This is a genomic window from Mucilaginibacter endophyticus (assembly GCF_003351025.1).
Lineage (GTDB): Bacteria > Bacteroidota > Bacteroidia > Sphingobacteriales > Sphingobacteriaceae > Mucilaginibacter > Mucilaginibacter endophyticus.
In genome coordinates, this window is sequence record NZ_QPCG01000004.1 from 505,247 (window position 1) to 522,817 (window position 17,571).

Sequence of the window (17,571 nt, forward strand, 5' to 3'; positions counted from 1 at the left end):
TGTTAATTTTATCCAAAACTAAACTAAATCTTATCCCCTGCAAACGGTTGTTTATGCAAATTGTTTCCCAATAAACTTAATCAACGACCTGTTTTCATAAATTTGCCTCATATTATGACAATTACTAAAGAACAAGTATTACAGGCGCTGGGCAATGTTGAGGAACCGGATCTAAAAAAAGACCTCGTAACCCTTAACATGATCCAGGATATCCGTATCGATGGCAACAACGTAAGCTTCTCGGTTGTGCTTACCACACCGGCATGCCCGTTAAAGGCCATGATCGAAAATGCATGTCGCAATGCAGTCCTCCATTTTGTGAGCAAAGAGGCCGTTATTAATATCAACATGACCTCGCAGGTAACAACTCAAAAAAACACCGGGGTACCGGGTGTAAAAAATATAATAGCTGTAGCATCGGGCAAAGGCGGCGTTGGTAAATCAACCGTAGCTGCAAACCTGGCTTTAGGCCTGGCAAAATCAGGTGCTAAAGTTGGTTTGATTGATGCCGATATATATGGCCCATCGGTACCTATTATGTTTGGTTTGGAAGGTGCACGCCCAATGGCCAGCCAGGTTGATGGCAAAACACGCATTGAGCCTATTGAAAAATATGGCATCAAATTACTGTCGATAGGTTTCTTTACAGATCCTAACCAACCCGTGCCATGGCGTGGGCCGATGGTATCAACCGCGGTAAAACAATTGTTTAATGATGCCGACTGGGGCGATCTGGACTATTTAGTGATCGACCTGCCGCCGGGTACTGGTGATATCCATATCACAGTAACACAAAGCTTCCCGGTAACAGGGGCAGTTATTGTTACCACGCCGCAAAACGTAGCGCTTGCCGATGCTAAAAAAGGAATTGGCATGTTTATGATGCCGGCTATCAATGTGCCTATATTAGGAGTGGTTGAAAACATGTCGTACTTTACCCCTGCCGAACTGCCGGAGAATAAATATTACATATTCGGAAAAGGCGGTGGCCACAAACTGGCCGAGATATTGGAAGTCCCTTTTCTTGGAGAGATCCCATTAATTAAAGGAATCAGTGATTCGGGCGATGCCGGCAAGCCTACTGTGCTTGAAGAGGATGGCCCAATGACAGCCGCCTTTGTTGAAATGGCCGAGCGCGTTGCCCAGCAGGTTGCCATATCAAACGCCAAAGCACTAAGTGCAGAAAATATTGTAAATAATTAATAACTTTACATAACGTTATAAATTAATAAAAATGAGTTTATTAAATCAGGTTGAAGCAGCTTTAGATACTATCCGTCCGTATTTGGAGGCTGATGGGGGGAATGTTTCTGTTGAGGAGATAACTCCTGAAGGTGTTGTTAAATTAAAGCTGCTGGGTTCATGCGGATCATGCCCAATGAGCATCATGACCCTTAAGGCCGGTATTGAGCAGGCCATTAAAAAAGCCGTGCCCGAAGTTACCGCCATTGAGGCCATTAACCTAACGGACATTGACGACCCTAATGCCGTACTTCCGGAAAATTTAAGGTAATTGTTAAGTAATGTTAAATCCCCGGTTCAAATTGGGGATATGACTTACTTTTGATGAAGTTTAAAAACTATTTTAACCCTGTCAGCGTAATATATGTTGAGGTAAGTAGTTAATGGTTTTATGAAGTATTTAGTTGGCCTGTTATTTCTGTTTGTATCAATGGGAGCTTTTGCGCAAAGCAAAGACCGCCCTGTTGTGCAGTTTACAGGCATCACACATAATGCCGATAGTGCCAAGATCACTATCCCTTACGTAACCATTACCAATACAACAGCACATAACATTATTAATGTATCCAACTACAAGGGATACTTCTCATTTGTAGTACACGAACGCGATACCCTGCGTTTTACCTGTGTTGGCTACGCGCCGGTTACTGTGGTTATACCGGCAAACCTGCCGAATGAAAGCTATACTACTCAGGTATCCCTTAAAGCGCAGATCATTAACCTGCCTACGTTCCACGTGTTTCCGTGGGCAACTACCGATGAGTTTAAGAAAGACTTTTTGGCTATAAAACTTGCCGATGATGATTTGGAAATAGCCCGCAAAAACATCAGCAAAGCAACTTTATCGGCACTGTACAATACTTTACCCCGCGATGCCCAGGAAATACAATCTGCCAATGCGCAAAGCATGCACACCACTATCCTGAACTCGCACTCGCTTACCCCAAACCCGTTGTTAAACCCACTTGCATGGGGCAGCCTCATCAAGTCAATATCTGACGGGGATAAGAGTAATAGTAAATAATTAAGGTTTTTCCTCTATGCTATTATTAGTGCCAATAATAGCAGCATAACGAATTAGAAAATAAAACGCCACCGCTCGGCTCCAGCCGAGTGGTAATTATTGCGACGGCCTCCGGCCGTAGTGACTAAACTTCGACCAATTTTTCTATTAACTTAACTGAATGCGCTTCGGCGGCCAGAGGCCGTTTGATAGTTACCACTCGGCTGGAGCCGAGCGGTGGCAGAATCATGTCATTGCGAGCGTAGCGCGGCAATCGCACGGAAGCATGGCCGCCCTGTATAGCTACGAGATTGCTTCGTCGTTCCTCCTCGTAATGACATTTTTTGGTTTTCCCTAATCTCCAGGCAGAACAAAACAGTAACCAATTTACTCCAAAGGAGGTTTATGATAACCCCTCAAAATCTATTACCTCCCCTTCAAACAATTCCAGCTCCTGCAAATTATGACTTACGATAATAGTCGTAAGTCCCAATTGCTTAATTAAAGGCTTAAGTTCAGCTATTAACGTAGTTTTCATTTTGCTATCCAGAGCCGAAAACGGCTCATCCATTAAAAGCAGTTTGGGTTTAATGGCTAAGGCTCTTAAAATGGCCAGGCGCTGTTGTTGGCCTCCAGAGAGATGGTCGGGTTTATGATCAACAAATTTATCCAGTTGCCCAAGTTTTACTAATTGCTTTATCCAGCCCGCATCTGTTGTAGCATACTCCAGGTGCTGTTGTACGGTCATGTTCGGGAACAAGGCATAGCTTTGAAATACAAACCCCGTATGTCTTTTTTGAGGCGGCAGGCTAATTTTTCGTTCAGCATCAAACCAGGTAATACCATCAACTACAATTGTCCCGTTTTCGGGCGATGCCAAACCGGCTATCATTTTCAGCAAAGTAGTTTTTCCCGAACCGGATGGGCCTAAAATTTTAGTGATACTGCCCGCGGCAAACTGCCTTTTAATTTTAAGCAGTTGCCTGTCGTGGTAGGACTTTAGCTTGATTTCAATATTTACCTTGATCATGCTAAGGGACCTTTCGCCTGGTATTTATTGAATATAAAAACTGTCATCACCAAGATAAACGTAATGGAAAATAAAATGAGCGAGTAATTATTTGCCGAGGCATAGTCCATCTTTTCTACCGAGTCATACACAGCGATAGATGCTACCCTTGTAACACCGGGAATGTTCCCGCCTATCATCAACACTACACCAAACTCGCCCAAAGTATGGGCAAAGGTTAAAACTGCCGCCGTTAATAATGATGGTTTGATATTGGGTAATAACACATACCTGAAAGTTTGCCATTCGGTTTTACCCAGCGTGTATGACGCTTCGGCCAGGGATGCCGGCAATTGCTGCAAAGCTGATTTTACCGGGCCTACCATAAAAGGCATACCGTATATCACCGAAGCCAGGATTAAGCCAGGGAAAGAGAAAACCAGTTGTACATCAAAAGTATCATGCAGCCATTTTCCCAAACCATACTGCGGACTAAAAGCCAGCAGCAAATAAAAGCCCAGTACCGATGGCGGCAGCACCAAAGGCATGGTAATAATTGCTTCGATGATGAGCTTAATAAATGATCTGCCCCGCGAAAGCCACCAGGCAAACGGCAACCCGATAAGCAGCAGCAACAGTGTTGTAATGCCTGCTAATTTTAACGTAAGCCATATGGGCGATAGGTCCATCAATAAAAATACAAATTATTGCACCCGGTAACCATAAGCCTTGAAAATACTTTTCGTGGCCGGACTTAAAATGTAGCGATAAAATTTATCTGCCGAAGGGTTATCAGCACCGTGTTTCAGGATCACGATACCTTGTTGTATCGGCTCATAGCTTTTTGGGTCGATAACCTTATAATATAATGTTGTTTTATTTCCGAGTTCCTTCACCAGCGATTGTGTGGTAAAACAAACATCAGCCACACCTGTGGTGATATAAGTATTTACCTGCGAGATGCTCTCGCCATAAACAATTTTAGGTTTAGCATCATCCAAAATGCCTTTATCCTGAAGCGATTGTTCCGCGGCTTTACCATAAGGAGCAATAGCAGGATTAGCTACCGCGATCTTTTTTACCCGAGCCGAAAGCAGCATCCGCTCCCAGTTTTCAAAACCGATATTTTGCGTACTGCAAATAATCAGACTGCCGGAGGCGTACACTACCGGCTTCTCTTTCGCGAAACCATTCTTAAACAAGGTCTCCGGAAAACTCATGTCCGCGGATAAAAACACATCAAACGGTGCTCCGTTACTAATCTGTGCTACCAACTTACCCGACGAGCCTATTACGGCATCAATAGTAATACCCGTTTTTTGCTTAAAGTCTTTTTGCAAAACCTCCATTACCGGCTGCAGGTTGGCTGCCGCCGCAACCCGGATATTCTGCGCGTTTGCATTTAAACATGCTGTAAACAGCAGGGTAAATAAAAAAAATATAATTTTTTTTGAATTGGTATTGTATTGTTCGCTTTGCATAGCTTTTATAGTTTTTTGCCTTGCAGGCAATAGTTTCGTTTGGTATCCAAGCGTATCATAATTTCTTAAAAATGGCCATTTGATACCACAACACCACAAATATACGCTTGTTATAGCCATAAGCGGTTCATATATTAGTAATGTTAAGCTATCAAATAAACCAATTTTTAACAAAAATAAAGCCGCTAAACTTCAGTCAATCCGGCTTTAAACGTATCCCTGAATGAAAAATAATTTTACAAGAGTTCTGTTAGCCTCATTTATCACTGTCGGCGTTTTTAGTGGCGAAGCCTGTGGCAAAAAATCAACCGTTACGCCAGCGCCCACTGTTCCGCCCGTTACGCCACCGGTAGTAACGCCGGTTAAAAGCGATGTGACCATGTGGCTTACTACTGCCGATCAAACCATTGCTTTCGCTAAACAAAATGCAGCTATTAATTTTAGCACAACAGCTGGCAGCGGCTCAACTATTAATATCAATGCGGCCACTACCTACCAAACTATTGATGGCTTTGGTTATTGCCTTACCGGAGGCAGCGCCATGGTACTCAATAAACTTACTGCTCAAAAACAGGACGAAGTGCTGAAAGATCTTTTCCAGACCGATGACACCCACATTGGCGTGAGTTATCTCCGCATCAGCATAGGCGCATCTGATATGAGTGCTACCGATTATACATATGATGAAGTAACGCCCGGTCAAACAGATGTCGACCTGAAAAGCTTTTCTATCGATGCCGAAAAAGCCGATCTGATCCCCGTTTTGAAAAAGATCCTTGCTATTAACCCGAACATTAAAATATTAGGCAGCCCCTGGACGGCCCCTACCTGGATGAAGGTTAACACGCTTGGCAACAACGGATTTAAAGCTGGCAGTTTAAATACAGCATACTATGATGCTTATGCCCGCTACTTTGTAAAATACATTCAGGCCATGAAAGCGGAAGGCATTACCATTGATGCCATAACACCGCAAAACGAGCCGCTGAACGCAAATAATAACCCGGCTATGTATATGCCATCAAACGAGCAGGCTAATTTTATTAAAAACAACCTTGGCCCTCAGTTTAAAACAGCAGGTATCACCAGCAAGATCATTATTTATGATCACAATGCCGATAATACCCGTTATCCCGTAGACATTTTCAGCGATGCCGCAGCTAACCCTTTTGTTGATGGATCGGCTTTCCATTTATATAATGGCGATATCAGCGCGCTTGGCCCGCTGCACGATGCCTTCCCTAACAAAAACCTTTATTTTACCGAACAATATACCCCTTCAAACGGAGGCTTCGGCGGTGATTTGTCATGGCATGTAAGCAACCTCATTATCGGCGCAACCCGTAACTGGTGCCGCAACGTACTGGAATGGAACCTTGCCACCGATACAGAATACGGTCCGCATACCGATGGTGGCTGTACAACCTGCCGCGGAGCATTAACGGTTACTTCATCATCGGCGGTAACAAAAAATGTGTCTTATTATATTATTGCACATGCCTCAAAATTTGTGAGACCGGGGGCCGTGCGGATCTCTTCTGATAACGTAGCAGGCTTACCAAACGTGGCTTTCAAAAATACCGATGGCAGCACAGTTTTAATAGTGCTAAATTCAAGCGGAAGTCAGCAAACCTTTAATTTTAAGATAGATGGAAAAACAGCCTCAAGCACTTTAGCCAACGGTTCGGTAGCCACTTATGTGTGGTAAAAACCGTATATTAACAACAAATAGCTAAAAATTAACAATTTAAATAACTGTATATCGTACTTTTAATAGGAATAGAAAAATAAAAATATTATAATTGTATCCGGCCTGACGCTAACCAAACAACCATTTCATTCGCGCCTGTAATGAATCCAACATTACAGGTGCGAAAAACATCCTTTTTGCTGAGCCTATGTTTAAACTGCTACTGAGATCATTTATCGGTATTGTTGTGTTTTGCTTATGCTTTTCAACAGGCATAAAGGCCCAAACTACCGTTCAAATAAATGATAATGTAAACCAGCACATTTTTGAATATAAGCAAATCATTTATTTTGAGGATACAACCGGAAAGCTCGGTCTGGATGGCATCCACGCCGCTTATCTTGCGGGTAAATTTCAGGCAAATCCGCAACCTACCCCCGTTACCCAGCATAATAACTCGGCCTATTGGTACCGTATAAAAATTGGTAAGACCAATGCCACCAATAACAATTGGATCCTGGAGTTTTTTGATCAAACCATTGATAGCATTACCGTTTACTCGCCGGTCAATGATACTTACCGGGCAACTTCATTAGGCAGTAGTCATCCTTTTTCCGCCCGTTTCTACAAACACAAAAACTTTAGTGTAAACATAAACAGCAACCATGGGCCCGATGACGTTTATTACATCCGCATCCGTTCGGGGCACTCGGTTAATGTGATCATGGTTTTACGCACGGTAAGCCGGTTTATCGGCTATGCGCTTGACGAATATTTCTTTTTCGGTGTTTTTTACGGGATGATCCTGGTTTTTGGCCTGTATAATTTCATGATGTTCATAGCCATGCGCCAGGTACAATACCTGTACTACATTATCTATAACCTGAGCATCGGCCTTTATGAAATGTGCGCCGATGGGATAGCCTACCAATACATCTGGCCGGATTATCCCGCATGGAACAACTATGCTTACGGTATAGCCTTGTTTTCGGCCAGTATTTTCGCCATTCTTTTCGCACAAAAACTCCTTAATTTAAAAGTTAACGCCCCTCGCTTAAACAAGGTGATAAAAGGGGTTATCGTTTTCAGATGTCTTTATTTCCTGGCCTGTATAACTATTAATATGGCCTGGTTCAATTACAAGATCATCGAATTTTTACCGCTATGCATCTCCTTTTATGCCGGTTGTTATGTACTGATCAAAGGCTATAAGCCGGCACGCTTTTTTGTTATCGGTTATACCTTCCTGCTTACGGGCTTTATCATTAAAACCTGCATAGCACTAAATATCTGGTGGCTTCCCGTTACCGAGTTTGATTATTATAGCCTGAGTGTTTGTTTTATTATGGAGATGCTGTTCATCTCTTTTGCTATAGGTGATAAGGTGCGGATCCTAAAAAAGGAAAAGGACGTTGCCCAGCAAAATATCATAGCACAGATGAAGCAAAATGAGGAGCTGAAAGATACGCTTAACCGCAGTCTCGAAGTCCAGGTTCAGGAACGTACCCGTGAGCTGGTTGAAAAATCATCAATGATTGCCGAACAAAATGAAGAACTGAAATCAGTTAACGAATTGCTGCAGCAACAAGCCGAAGAGATCTCGCGCATGAATGTGCTGCTCGAAAAAGATAATATCATCCTGCACAACGATATCGAAAAAGTAACCCACGACAGGGTAATGCTCACCGAAGTTGATTTTGAAGAGTTCAGCCGCATTTATCCGGACAGGGAGACCTGTTTCAAATTCCTATCCGACCTGAAATGGGAACATGGCTATGCCTGCCGCAAGTGCAGCAACACCCACTATGGCAGCGGGCATCTCCCCTATAGTCGCAGATGTTCAAAATGTGGTTATGAAGAATCGGTGATAGCCTACACCATTCTGCAAAATACCCGCATCCCTATCAATAAAGCTTTTTATATGATCTTCCTGATGTACTCAACCAAGGGCAAGATCTCATCACATAAACTTTCCGAAATCCTCTCTATTCGCCAAAGTACTTGTTGGGCATATAGCTCACGCATCAAAAAAGTAATGGAGCAACGAAAAAAAGAGATCAAAAATGCCGGTGATAAAGGATGGAGCAAATTGGTGATTGATAATTCGGGAGCAGCAGATAAGTAATTAGTTTCAAGAGTATTAAAAAAGATCGTCATTCTTCGCTAAGCAGAATCGCAATGCATAGTGAAGAGGATCCTTCGTCACTACCCATGACATAATTAAAAATGGGGTCATGCTGAGCCTGTCGAAGCATAGCGGGGTGGGCCTCTGCGCACGTGCTTCGACAGGCTCAGCATGACAAGCCACCCACAGCTAATCTTCCGTAGAAAGGCCCAAGTAGCCTTTACCCATATTGCCAGCCCTTCATACTTGCGCCAGTAAAAAGTGAAACCGGGAAGTTTTACACTGTCTACTTTTTACTCCTACCCCCTCTCCTGTTATTTATTTATAGCTCAAAGCTATAATTACTGCTTATTGCTTTAAAAGCAATTGTGAAATAAGCGTATCACAAAAAAATTTTCATTGCAACAAAAACGTTGCACAGGCCATTTAAAGTAATTTTTACAGTTTTAAACCATGTGATGCAAGCGTATTAAAATCCATATAATACACTATAAATCAATTATTTATGAACATTTTATTTGATTGATCCGTTTAAATTCCTGTAGATTTGCTACAACCAATTTTAAGCTATACATAGCTCTGCTTTATGGAAAACAGTATTGTATGGGCGCATCTGCCCCAAAACAATGCTTTGATATTCTTAAGCGACAGTTAAATATCATTATATGTATTTAACTGTTGTATAGCGGCTTATGTGATGTTTTTTGAATATCAAATCAATCAACTAAATAATAACTAAATGAAAATCAATTACAAATTAATGCGGCTTGCAGCCCTCACCCTGCTTTCTGCCGCTACTTTTTACTCCTGTAAAAAGAATGTAAACGCCCCTGAAGCGCCTGATCAAAAGCAAAGCGGTACCGTGGCCCGCGCAGCCAACGAAGTAGTAAACGCCTGGCTTACAACTGCCGACCAATCTAAGCTTTTACAGGCTCAAACTAGCTTTAACTTTGCTGCCGATGCCGGTACCAATGCAACAACCATTACGGTAGACGAAACCCAAACCTACCAGGGCATCGATGGCTTTGGTTTTACCTTAACCGGTGGCAGCGCCGGACTGCTTAACGGCCTCGGAGCCAATCAAACCAATGTACTTAATGAGCTTTTTGGTACGGCCAACGGACAAATTGGTATCAGCTATATCCGTATCAGTATTGGTGCTTCCGACCTCAGCGCCAACGATTTTACCTACAACCAAACCGCCGGCGACTTTAACATGAACAACTTCAGCATCAGTGCCGAAAATCAGGACCTGCTGCCGATCCTTAAAAAGATCATCGCCATAAATCCATCCATCAAAATTATAGCTACCCCATGGACAGCCCCCACCTGGATGAAGGTGAACACAACCGGTAATAACGGATACACCGGCGGTAGCTTAAACACAGCAGCCGGTTATTATGATGCATACGCCCGCTACTTTGTAAAATATTTGCAGGCTATGCAGGCCCAGGGTATTACTATCGATGCCATTACACCTCAGAATGAGCCGCTTAATCCTTACAACAACCCAAGCATGGTGATGCAGCCCAATGAGCAGGCTAATTTTATCAAAAACAACCTCGGGCCGCAAATCAGGGCGGCGGGTTTCCAAACCAAGATCATAGCCTATGATCATAATACCGACAGAATAGATTATCCCGAAACCGTACTTGCCGATGGTGGTGCTAATCCTTACGTTGACGGCTCTGCATTTCACCTGTACGCAGGCAATATCAGTTCTCTAACCGATGTGCATAATGCCTATCCTAACAAAAACGTTTACTTCACAGAGCAATGGGTTGGCGCACCAAGCAATTTTGGCGGCGACCTTTCATGGCACGTTAACACGCTGATTATTGGCGCAACCCGCAACTGGAGCCGTAACGTGCTTGAATGGAACCTTGCAGCCGATCCAAACAATAACCCGCATACAGCAGGGGGCTGCAGCACCTGTTTAGGCGGCATCACCGTTAGCGGCACATCTATTACCCGTAACGTTGGTTATTATATCATCGGCCATGCCTCAAAATTTGTACGTCCGGGTGCTGTGCGTATCTCCTCAAACCTATCAGGCAGTATCCAAAATGTGGCTTTCAAAAACGCGGATGGTAGCAAAGTGCTTATCGCCCTTAACAATGGCTCGTCAAGCACCAGCTTTAAAGTAAAATGGGGTGCCGAATCTTTCACTTACACTTTAGCCGCGGGTGCTGTAGCAACCTTTAAATGGACAGGCACACAATCAAGCGGTTCAAGCTCTGGCGCGCCTATTGGCTCTACTATCACCCTAAAAGGCTTTAATAATCAATATGTAAGCAGCGAAATGGCACTCAGGCTATGAATTGCAATCGCCCTACAGCATCTGCATGGGAGCAATTTCTTGTTGTTGATGCAGGGGCCGGCAAAATAGCGCTGCAGTCGATGGGTAAATATGTATCATCAGAAAACGGCACACAGGCCATTACCTGTAACCGCACAACGTATGGCGACTGGGAAAAATTTGACTGGGTACCTACAACCGACGGCAAGGTTACCTTAAGGGGCAATAACGGCAAATTTATCTCCAGCGCGAACGGCACGCAGGCCATGACATGTACCCGCGCTACGGCATCGGGCTGGGAAGCCTTTGGTGTAAACCAATAATTACTTACGAAACCAATTAATTATTCATCAATACCATCATTATGAAACAACTTTTAAACTTTGCGAAGAGTGCCGTTACCGCGTCGGCGTTCATGCTCTTAATTTCATCCTGCAGCAAGGATTTGAACAGGCCGGCACCTGCCATTAAAACAGCCGATGAAACAACAAGCGGCTCAAGCACCACACCAAGGGCCGGTACGCTGCTCTGGAGCGATGAATTTAACGGCACCAGTGTTAACACAGCTAACTGGAACATTGATAACGGCAACCCCGGGGTTAACAATGAAAAAGAATATTACCAATCGGCAAATGCCACGGTATCAGGAGGTTTCCTCACTATTACCGCCCGCAAGCAAACAGTTGGCGGTCAGCCGTATACATCGGCCAAATTGACTACTGCCGGTAAATACCAACCAACATCAGGTCGTATTGAGGCAAGCATCAAACTTCCGGGGGTTCAGGGTACCTGGCCCGCATTCTGGATGCTGGGTGCAAATATCGGCACCGTAGGCTGGCCGCAATGCGGCGAAATAGATATTATGGAGCAGGTAAACACCTCCAATACTATTTTGGGCACCATGCACTGGTATAACAACGGCGGCCATGTGCAATATGGCGGCAGCACTACCACAACGCCAACCGGCTTCCATACCTACGCGGTTGAATGGGATGCCAATTCTATCCGCTGGTATGTAGATAATACCTTGTATGTAACCGGTAACATTGCCAATAACATTAACAATACCGGAGCGTTCCATAATCCGTTCTTTATCATCCTTAACCTGGCTATCGGCGGCGATTTACCTGGTAATACCATTAACGATGGCGCGTTGCCTTGCAATATGGTGGTTGATTATGTGCGGGTTTATGACCTTTCCGGTAGCAGCACTAACCCACCTATTGGGCAAACTATTACCCTAAAAGGCTTTAACAACCAATACGTTAGCAGCGAAAACGGCACACAAGCCATGAATTGTAACCGTCCTACAGCATCGGCCTGGGAACAATTTACTGTAGTTGACGCAGGCGGCGGCAAAGTAGCGCTACAGGCTATGGGTAAATATGTATCAAGCGAAAATGGTACTCAAGCCATCACCTGTAACCGCACTACCGTAGGCGACTGGGAAAAATTTGACTGGGTGCCAACTACCGACGGAAAAGTTACCTTCAGGGGTAATAACGGCAAATTTATCTCAAGCGAAAACGGTACTCAACCCATGACCTGTACCCGTGCAACAGCATCGGGCTGGGAGGCTTTTGGTGTAAATCAATAATTTAAAATGATATATTTAGCCTGCCCTTGATTAAAAGGGCAGGCTTCTGTTTTATAAACCTATCCATGAAAAAACTTACCGGCTTTTGTTTTTTTTGGCTGATGATAAGCACTCCTGTGTTATATGCCCAATCTGGTAATAACAAACTGCAGTTTAATATTACCGATGGCTATCAGCGCGAAAGCTTTCACTGGTCGATAGCCGGCAACAGCAATGGTCAAAACCCTAATGTTTTTTCGGAATTAAAATGGACAAAACTCGGCGGACAAAATATTGCCGCATCCCTGCAATGGAATGTATATCAAAAGTTTAGTGTTTATGCTGATTATACCCGCCAATTTATCACATCGGGCACAGTAAATGATTCGGATTACAGCGGTGATAACCGCACCGGCAATACTTATAACGAAACGTTTAATGCAGGTAAAGGCCATACACAAGGCTGGGCTTTAGGCATTGGATATCAATTAATTAATGACAATTGGCTTAAGCTTACTCCTTATGCTGGCTACAGTGATAACAGGCAATCGTTATATTTATATGATGATGCTAACCGTTTTCCAGGCTTAAACAGTAGTTATCAAACCCAATGGAAAGGTGCATTTATTAAGGCTATAGCTTCATTTAAAATAATAGAAAAGTTAAGATTTAACGCCGATATCACCTATAACCAGGTAAGTTACAATGCACAGGGCAACTGGAATTTGATCACTACTTTTCAGCATCCGGTTAGTTACCGCCACCATGCTAACGGCTATGGCTTAAATATGAATGGCACGTTGGCCTACTCCATCAGCAAACTTATGGCTATACAAGCCGGCGGCGGGTACCTGCACTGGCAAACCGGTAATGGTACCGACGAACTTTATCTCAACAGCGGAGAAGTTGATAAAACCCAGATGAATGGCGCATTCAGGAACGGATTTAGGGTATTTGGAGGGTTGGTAGTTTCACTGTAAAGCTTTCTACGCTGACACCGGTTTTTAAAAAAACCGCCACCGCTCGGCTCCAGCCGAGTGGTAACTATCCCAAGGCCTCTGGCCTTTATACGGCATACACCGGCCGGGAGGCCGGGCAATAACTGACACTCGGCTGGAGCCGAGCGTCGGCATGCGTTTTTTAAAAAACATGTCATTCCGAGTGAAACGTGGCAACCGCACCTAAGCATAACCGCCCTGTATAGCATGCGATTGCTTCGTCGTCCCTCCTCGCAATGACATGGTTTTAGTATATATCTCACCACAAATCGTCATAAAATCATCATTCATTGAGCTGATTATTACTTAGTTTAGATTGCTGTAAACCATCATTTAAACCCTTAATACCGCTCCCGATGAAGATGAAACTCCTATGTACGCTTTTCCTTTGTCTTTCCATGTCAATCTTGATTGCCCAAACGACAAAAAACTATCATATTAAATCGCCGGATGGCAAGATAAATCTGAGCGTGGCAACCGGAGATAAGATAACATGGTTGGTGAAACACGAGGATACTGAGATTATCATGCCATCGGATATATCTATGACACTTCAGAGCGGCGAAGTTTTGGGAAAATCACCCATAGTAAAAAACGCAAAAACCACATCAGTTGATCAGTATTTCAATACACCTATCTATAAAAAAGATAAAGTACACGATCAATACAATCAGCTCATTATCAATTTAAAAGGAGACTACTCGCTGATATTCAGGGCTTATGATGATGGTGTGGCTTATCGTTTCATCACGCAGAAAAAAGGCGATATCACCATTATGAATGAAGAAGCCAATTTCAACTTTAAGGATGATGATAAAGCGTATCTCCCCTTTGTAAATGATTACCGCAATAAAGATAGATGGACAACTTCTTTCGAAGCATTGTATAGTAAGCTTAAACTTTCGGAAGTAACTAAGGACAGCCTGGCGTTTTTGCCGGTTTTAGTGGATGTTGGGAATAATAAAAAAGTCGCTATTCTTGAAGCCGATCTGCAGGATTACCCCGGAATGTATTTAACCGGAAATGAGCAAAGTTTGCAGGGTGCATTCGCAAAATATCCTACAGTTGAAACTACCGGCGGGTATGCCAATATGAATTATGTGGTTAACGGTCGCGCCGATTATATAGCCAAAACCAAAGGCACGCGCAGCTTTCCGTGGCGGGTTGTGATCATCAGTACAGATGATAAACAACTGGCTAACAATGATATAGTTCAAAGACTATCAGAACCATCGCGTATCAAAGATTTGTCCTGGATAAAGCCCGGTAAAGTAGCCTGGGACTGGTGGAATGATTGGAATATCACTCATGTTGATTTTAAAGCGGGTATCAACAACCAAACCTATAAATATTACATCGACTTTGCATCGGCAAATAAGGTAGAATATGTAGTATTGGATGAAGGCTGGTCGAACATTGTCGATCTGAACCAGATTTCGCCGGATATTAATCTGCAGGAACTGATTGATTACGCTAAACAAAAAAATGTTGGCCTTATTTTGTGGACAAGCTGGTACGCCCTCACCCGGCAAACGGATGCGGCTATGGCCAAATTTTCAAAAATGGGCATTAAAGGTTTCAAGATAGATTTTATTGACCGTGATGATCAAAAGATGGTTTCTTCATTATATGAAATAGCTCAAAAAGCAGCTGACAATCAATTGATTGTAGACTACCACGGTATGTATAAACCCAGCGGCATCCAGCGTACTTTTCCTAATATTCTTAATTTTGAGGGAGTTAAAGGCCTGGAAAACGTAAAATGGGGTGTTAAAGATCATCCTGTTTACGACGTAAGTATCCCATTTATCCGGATGCTTTCCGGCCCGATGGACTATACTCCCGGAGCTATGCGTAATGCCAGTAAAGCCAATTTTCGCCCGGTTAATGGTAACCCCATGAGCCAGGGGACCCGTTGCCATCAGTTGGCCATGTACACCATTTTTGAAGCCCCGTTACAAATGATGGCCGATAACCCAACGGCCTATCAAAAAGAACAGGAAAGCACCGATTTTATAGCAGCCGTGCCCACAACGTTTGATGAAACCGTTGCCCTGAGCGGGAAAGTAGGCGAATACGTTGCCATTGCCCGTCGAAAAGGTTCCACGTGGCACATTGGCGCAATGACTAATTGGGATGCACGTGAATTAGCTATCGATCTCTCCTTTTTAGGCGAAGGCACTTATAAAGCCGTAATTTTTGAAGATGGCATCAATGCCGACAAGGATGGCACTGATTACAAGCGAACTGTAGTTAATTTAACCTCAAAAGATAAGCTGAATATTAAGTTGGCTTCCGGAGGTGGCTGGGCAGCGAGATTGGAGAAAGTTAATTAATTTAACACACTGATTTACAGTATATTAAATTAAAAAAACTGTCATTTCGATAGAGCAGGGATAGGTATTAGCGCCGGGGCGAAAGAGAAATCTTATACGCCATGCGAAGCGATCGCGCATGTAGTATAAGATTTCTCCTCACGCCACCTCACAATATCCGGGCTTGTTCGTCGAAATGACATTAGTGTTTAATCAATTATTATCCTTCTGCTTATCAGCAGCTTCTTTAGCAGCTTTTTCCTTTTGCTTCTGGGCTTCTTTGGCTGCCTTTTCTTTATCCTCCTGAATCTGCTCCTTTGCCTTTCGGATACTGTCCTGGCGTTTTTGCTCCATTTTCTTTTTCTTGTTGAAGAAACCTCTCAGCAAAAAGTTATGCTGCGCAGCGGTAAGGTCTTCATTAAGCGTGTTGGTTGTACTATGAACTGTTTTTATGGTAGTCTGGGCTTGCTTAACGGTGCCTTCCAGGTCGCGGGCCATTTTGTCGCTGTTCAACAGGCGACCTATACTTCCCTGCCCGTTATTGATTTTGGCAACTATGCCGGTCAGGTTTTCGGTCAGCGATTCGGCGTTATCTGCCACACGGGTAAGTTTATTGATAATCCTGTCTACATCAACCGGGTTTATCGAACCTAACTTTCCGCCGTCTTCAATCTCCTCGTGGCTAACAATGCCCCCCGGTGCTATTACAACCAGCTTATCCCCCATTAAACCATCGCTGCCTATACTTAGCTTCGAATCCTTCTTGATAAACTTTTTAACGCTTTTATTCAGTGTAAGGTCAACCCGTACCGAACTATCGGTAACAATATTAATTGACTGTACTACACCTATGTTAATACCCGCAAACCGCACATTATTACCTACCTGTAAGCCGCTTACATTTTTGAACCGCCCGTAAACATGAAAGGTTGAATTGAACAGACTTTTTTGATTGCCTATTAAAAATATAGCTACTAACAGCACCGCTAGCCCCAAAAAGGTAAACAGGCCTATTTTTATTTTTTGAGATGACGTAGTTTTCATGAAGGTTCATTAAAAAAAGATCTAACCATTTCGTTATCCGATTTTTCGAGCTCTTTATAGGAGCCCTCGGCTATATATTCGCCATCATCCATTACCAGGATCCGGTCGGCCGTAATGCGGGCACATTCCATATCGTGGGTAATGATGACTGATGATATTTCATATTTGCGCTGCAGGCGATTAATAAGCTCACTAATTTCGCGGGATGTAATGGGATCAAGCCCTGTAGTAGGCTCATCGTACAGCATAATCTCGGGGTTAACTATCAGCGTACGGGCCAGGCCTACCCTTTTTCGCATCCCTCCCGACAGATCTGAAGGCATTTTATCTATCGCGTCTAACAAACCAACGGCATCTAATACACCTTCCACCTTTTTATTAATCTCTTTTTGGTCTTTGAGTTTTAACACCCTCGTAAGCGGAAACTCCAGGTTATCACGGACTGTCATAGAATCATACAGTGCCCCTCCCTGAAAAAGGAAGCCTATCTTCATTCTTAACTGCTTCAACTCGTCATCGTTCATGGCAGTTATATTCTCACCAAAAACTTCCAGCTCACCACCATCGGGTTGCAGCATACCAACCACGCACTGAATGGTCACAGATTTTCCCTGACCCGATTTACCCAGCACCACAATGTTCTCGCCTTTCTTCAGGTCGAAAGTGATATTCTTAAGCACCTTCTTTTTGCCAAAGGATTTTTTGATGCCTTTAGCATGGATCACCACCTCCTGCTTTTGTTCAGGTTCCTTTTTCTTAGGCTCGGTATGTTCGTCTGCTTTTTTCATC

15 protein-coding genes are annotated in these 17,571 nt (G+C 43.5%); 10 read left to right on the top strand and 5 right to left on the bottom strand.

All coding sequences use genetic code 11. The features are described 5' to 3' along the window. Positions 1 to 114: 114 nt before the first annotated feature. The 3 genes from DUL71_RS19085 (at position 115) to DUL71_RS19095 (ending at position 2,266) form a co-directional block, all read left to right on the top strand. Entirely contained in the window at positions 115 to 1,203 is a 1,089-nt protein-coding gene (locus DUL71_RS19085) for an Mrp/NBP35 family ATP-binding protein (protein ID WP_114939592.1), read from the top strand. Positions 1,204 to 1,234: 31 nt separating this feature from the next. Continuing rightward, positions 1,235 to 1,513, top strand: a complete 279-nt coding sequence (locus tag DUL71_RS19090) for a NifU family protein (protein ID WP_112568188.1) — start codon at positions 1,235 to 1,237, stop codon at positions 1,511 to 1,513. Between the two features lie 120 nt (positions 1,514 to 1,633). Further along, positions 1,634 to 2,266 carry a hypothetical protein gene (locus DUL71_RS19095; protein ID WP_114939593.1) on the top strand — a complete coding sequence of 211 codons (633 nt, stop codon included), beginning with the start codon at positions 1,634 to 1,636 and terminating at the stop codon, positions 2,264 to 2,266. A gap of 382 nt (positions 2,267 to 2,648) precedes the next feature. Here DUL71_RS19095 and DUL71_RS19100 read toward each other — a convergent pair whose 3' ends face one another. The 3 genes from DUL71_RS19100 to modA are packed head-to-tail and all read right to left on the bottom strand — an operon-like array spanning position 2,649 to position 4,735. Further along, a complete protein-coding gene (locus tag DUL71_RS19100; protein ID WP_114939594.1) occupies positions 2,649 to 3,275 on the bottom strand; it encodes a sulfate/molybdate ABC transporter ATP-binding protein in 627 nt (208 codons plus the stop codon). Continuing rightward, positions 3,272 to 3,943 carry a molybdate ABC transporter permease subunit gene (modB, locus tag DUL71_RS19105; protein ID WP_114939595.1) on the bottom strand — a complete coding sequence of 224 codons (672 nt, stop codon included), beginning with the start codon at positions 3,941 to 3,943 and terminating at the stop codon, positions 3,272 to 3,274. The genes DUL71_RS19100 and modB overlap by 4 nt, the downstream gene beginning before the upstream one ends. Positions 3,944 to 3,958: 15 nt before the next feature. Then, positions 3,959 to 4,735, bottom strand: a complete 777-nt coding sequence (gene modA, locus DUL71_RS19110; RefSeq protein ID WP_114939773.1) for a molybdate ABC transporter substrate-binding protein — start codon at positions 4,733 to 4,735, stop codon at positions 3,959 to 3,961. A 223-nt stretch (positions 4,736 to 4,958) separates the two neighbouring features. Here modA and DUL71_RS19115 point away from each other — a divergent pair, with 223 nt between their 5' ends. The 7 genes from DUL71_RS19115 (at position 4,959) to DUL71_RS19140 (ending at position 15,759) form a co-directional block, all read left to right on the top strand. Further along, the gene (locus tag DUL71_RS19115; protein WP_114939596.1) at positions 4,959 to 6,443 is read left to right on the top strand and encodes a glycoside hydrolase family 30 protein; all 1,485 of its coding nucleotides are present in this window, start codon (positions 4,959 to 4,961) and stop codon (positions 6,441 to 6,443) included. A gap of 190 nt (positions 6,444 to 6,633) precedes the next feature. Continuing rightward, entirely contained in the window at positions 6,634 to 8,550 is a 1,917-nt protein-coding gene (locus tag DUL71_RS19120; protein WP_114939597.1) for a 7TM diverse intracellular signaling domain-containing protein, read from the top strand. Between the two features lie 739 nt (positions 8,551 to 9,289). Then, complete coding sequence (locus tag DUL71_RS19125; RefSeq protein WP_244228796.1) at positions 9,290 to 10,870, top strand: glycoside hydrolase family 30 protein; 1,581 nt, start codon at positions 9,290 to 9,292, stop codon at positions 10,868 to 10,870. Next, a complete protein-coding gene (locus tag DUL71_RS32410) occupies positions 10,867 to 11,172 on the top strand; it encodes a fascin domain-containing protein (protein WP_208645598.1) in 306 nt (101 codons plus the stop codon). Before DUL71_RS19125 ends, DUL71_RS32410 begins: the two co-directional genes overlap by 4 nt. A gap of 41 nt (positions 11,173 to 11,213) precedes the next feature. Further along, positions 11,214 to 12,446: a family 16 glycosylhydrolase gene (locus tag DUL71_RS19130; protein WP_208645599.1), complete on the top strand. Its 1,233-nt coding sequence runs from the start codon at positions 11,214 to 11,216 to the stop codon at positions 12,444 to 12,446. A 65-nt stretch (positions 12,447 to 12,511) separates the two neighbouring features. Next, complete coding sequence (locus tag DUL71_RS19135) at positions 12,512 to 13,405, top strand: hypothetical protein (RefSeq protein ID WP_114939598.1); 894 nt, start codon at positions 12,512 to 12,514, stop codon at positions 13,403 to 13,405. Between the two features lie 416 nt (positions 13,406 to 13,821). Then, the gene (locus DUL71_RS19140) at positions 13,822 to 15,759 is read left to right on the top strand and encodes a retaining alpha-galactosidase (RefSeq protein ID WP_244228797.1); all 1,938 of its coding nucleotides are present in this window, start codon (positions 13,822 to 13,824) and stop codon (positions 15,757 to 15,759) included. Positions 15,760 to 15,951: 192 nt separating this feature from the next. Here DUL71_RS19140 and DUL71_RS19145 read toward each other — a convergent pair whose 3' ends face one another. Together DUL71_RS19145 and DUL71_RS19150 are read right to left on the bottom strand one after the other, a co-directional pair. Beyond that, positions 15,952 to 16,782 (bottom strand): MlaD family protein, encoded by an 831-nt coding sequence (locus DUL71_RS19145; protein ID WP_114939600.1) that lies wholly within the window; start codon positions 16,780 to 16,782, stop codon positions 15,952 to 15,954. Next, positions 16,779 to 17,570 (bottom strand): ABC transporter ATP-binding protein, encoded by a 792-nt coding sequence (locus DUL71_RS19150; RefSeq protein ID WP_114939601.1) that lies wholly within the window; start codon positions 17,568 to 17,570, stop codon positions 16,779 to 16,781. Before DUL71_RS19150 ends, DUL71_RS19145 begins: the two co-directional genes overlap by 4 nt. Position 17,571 lies beyond the last annotated feature (1 nt).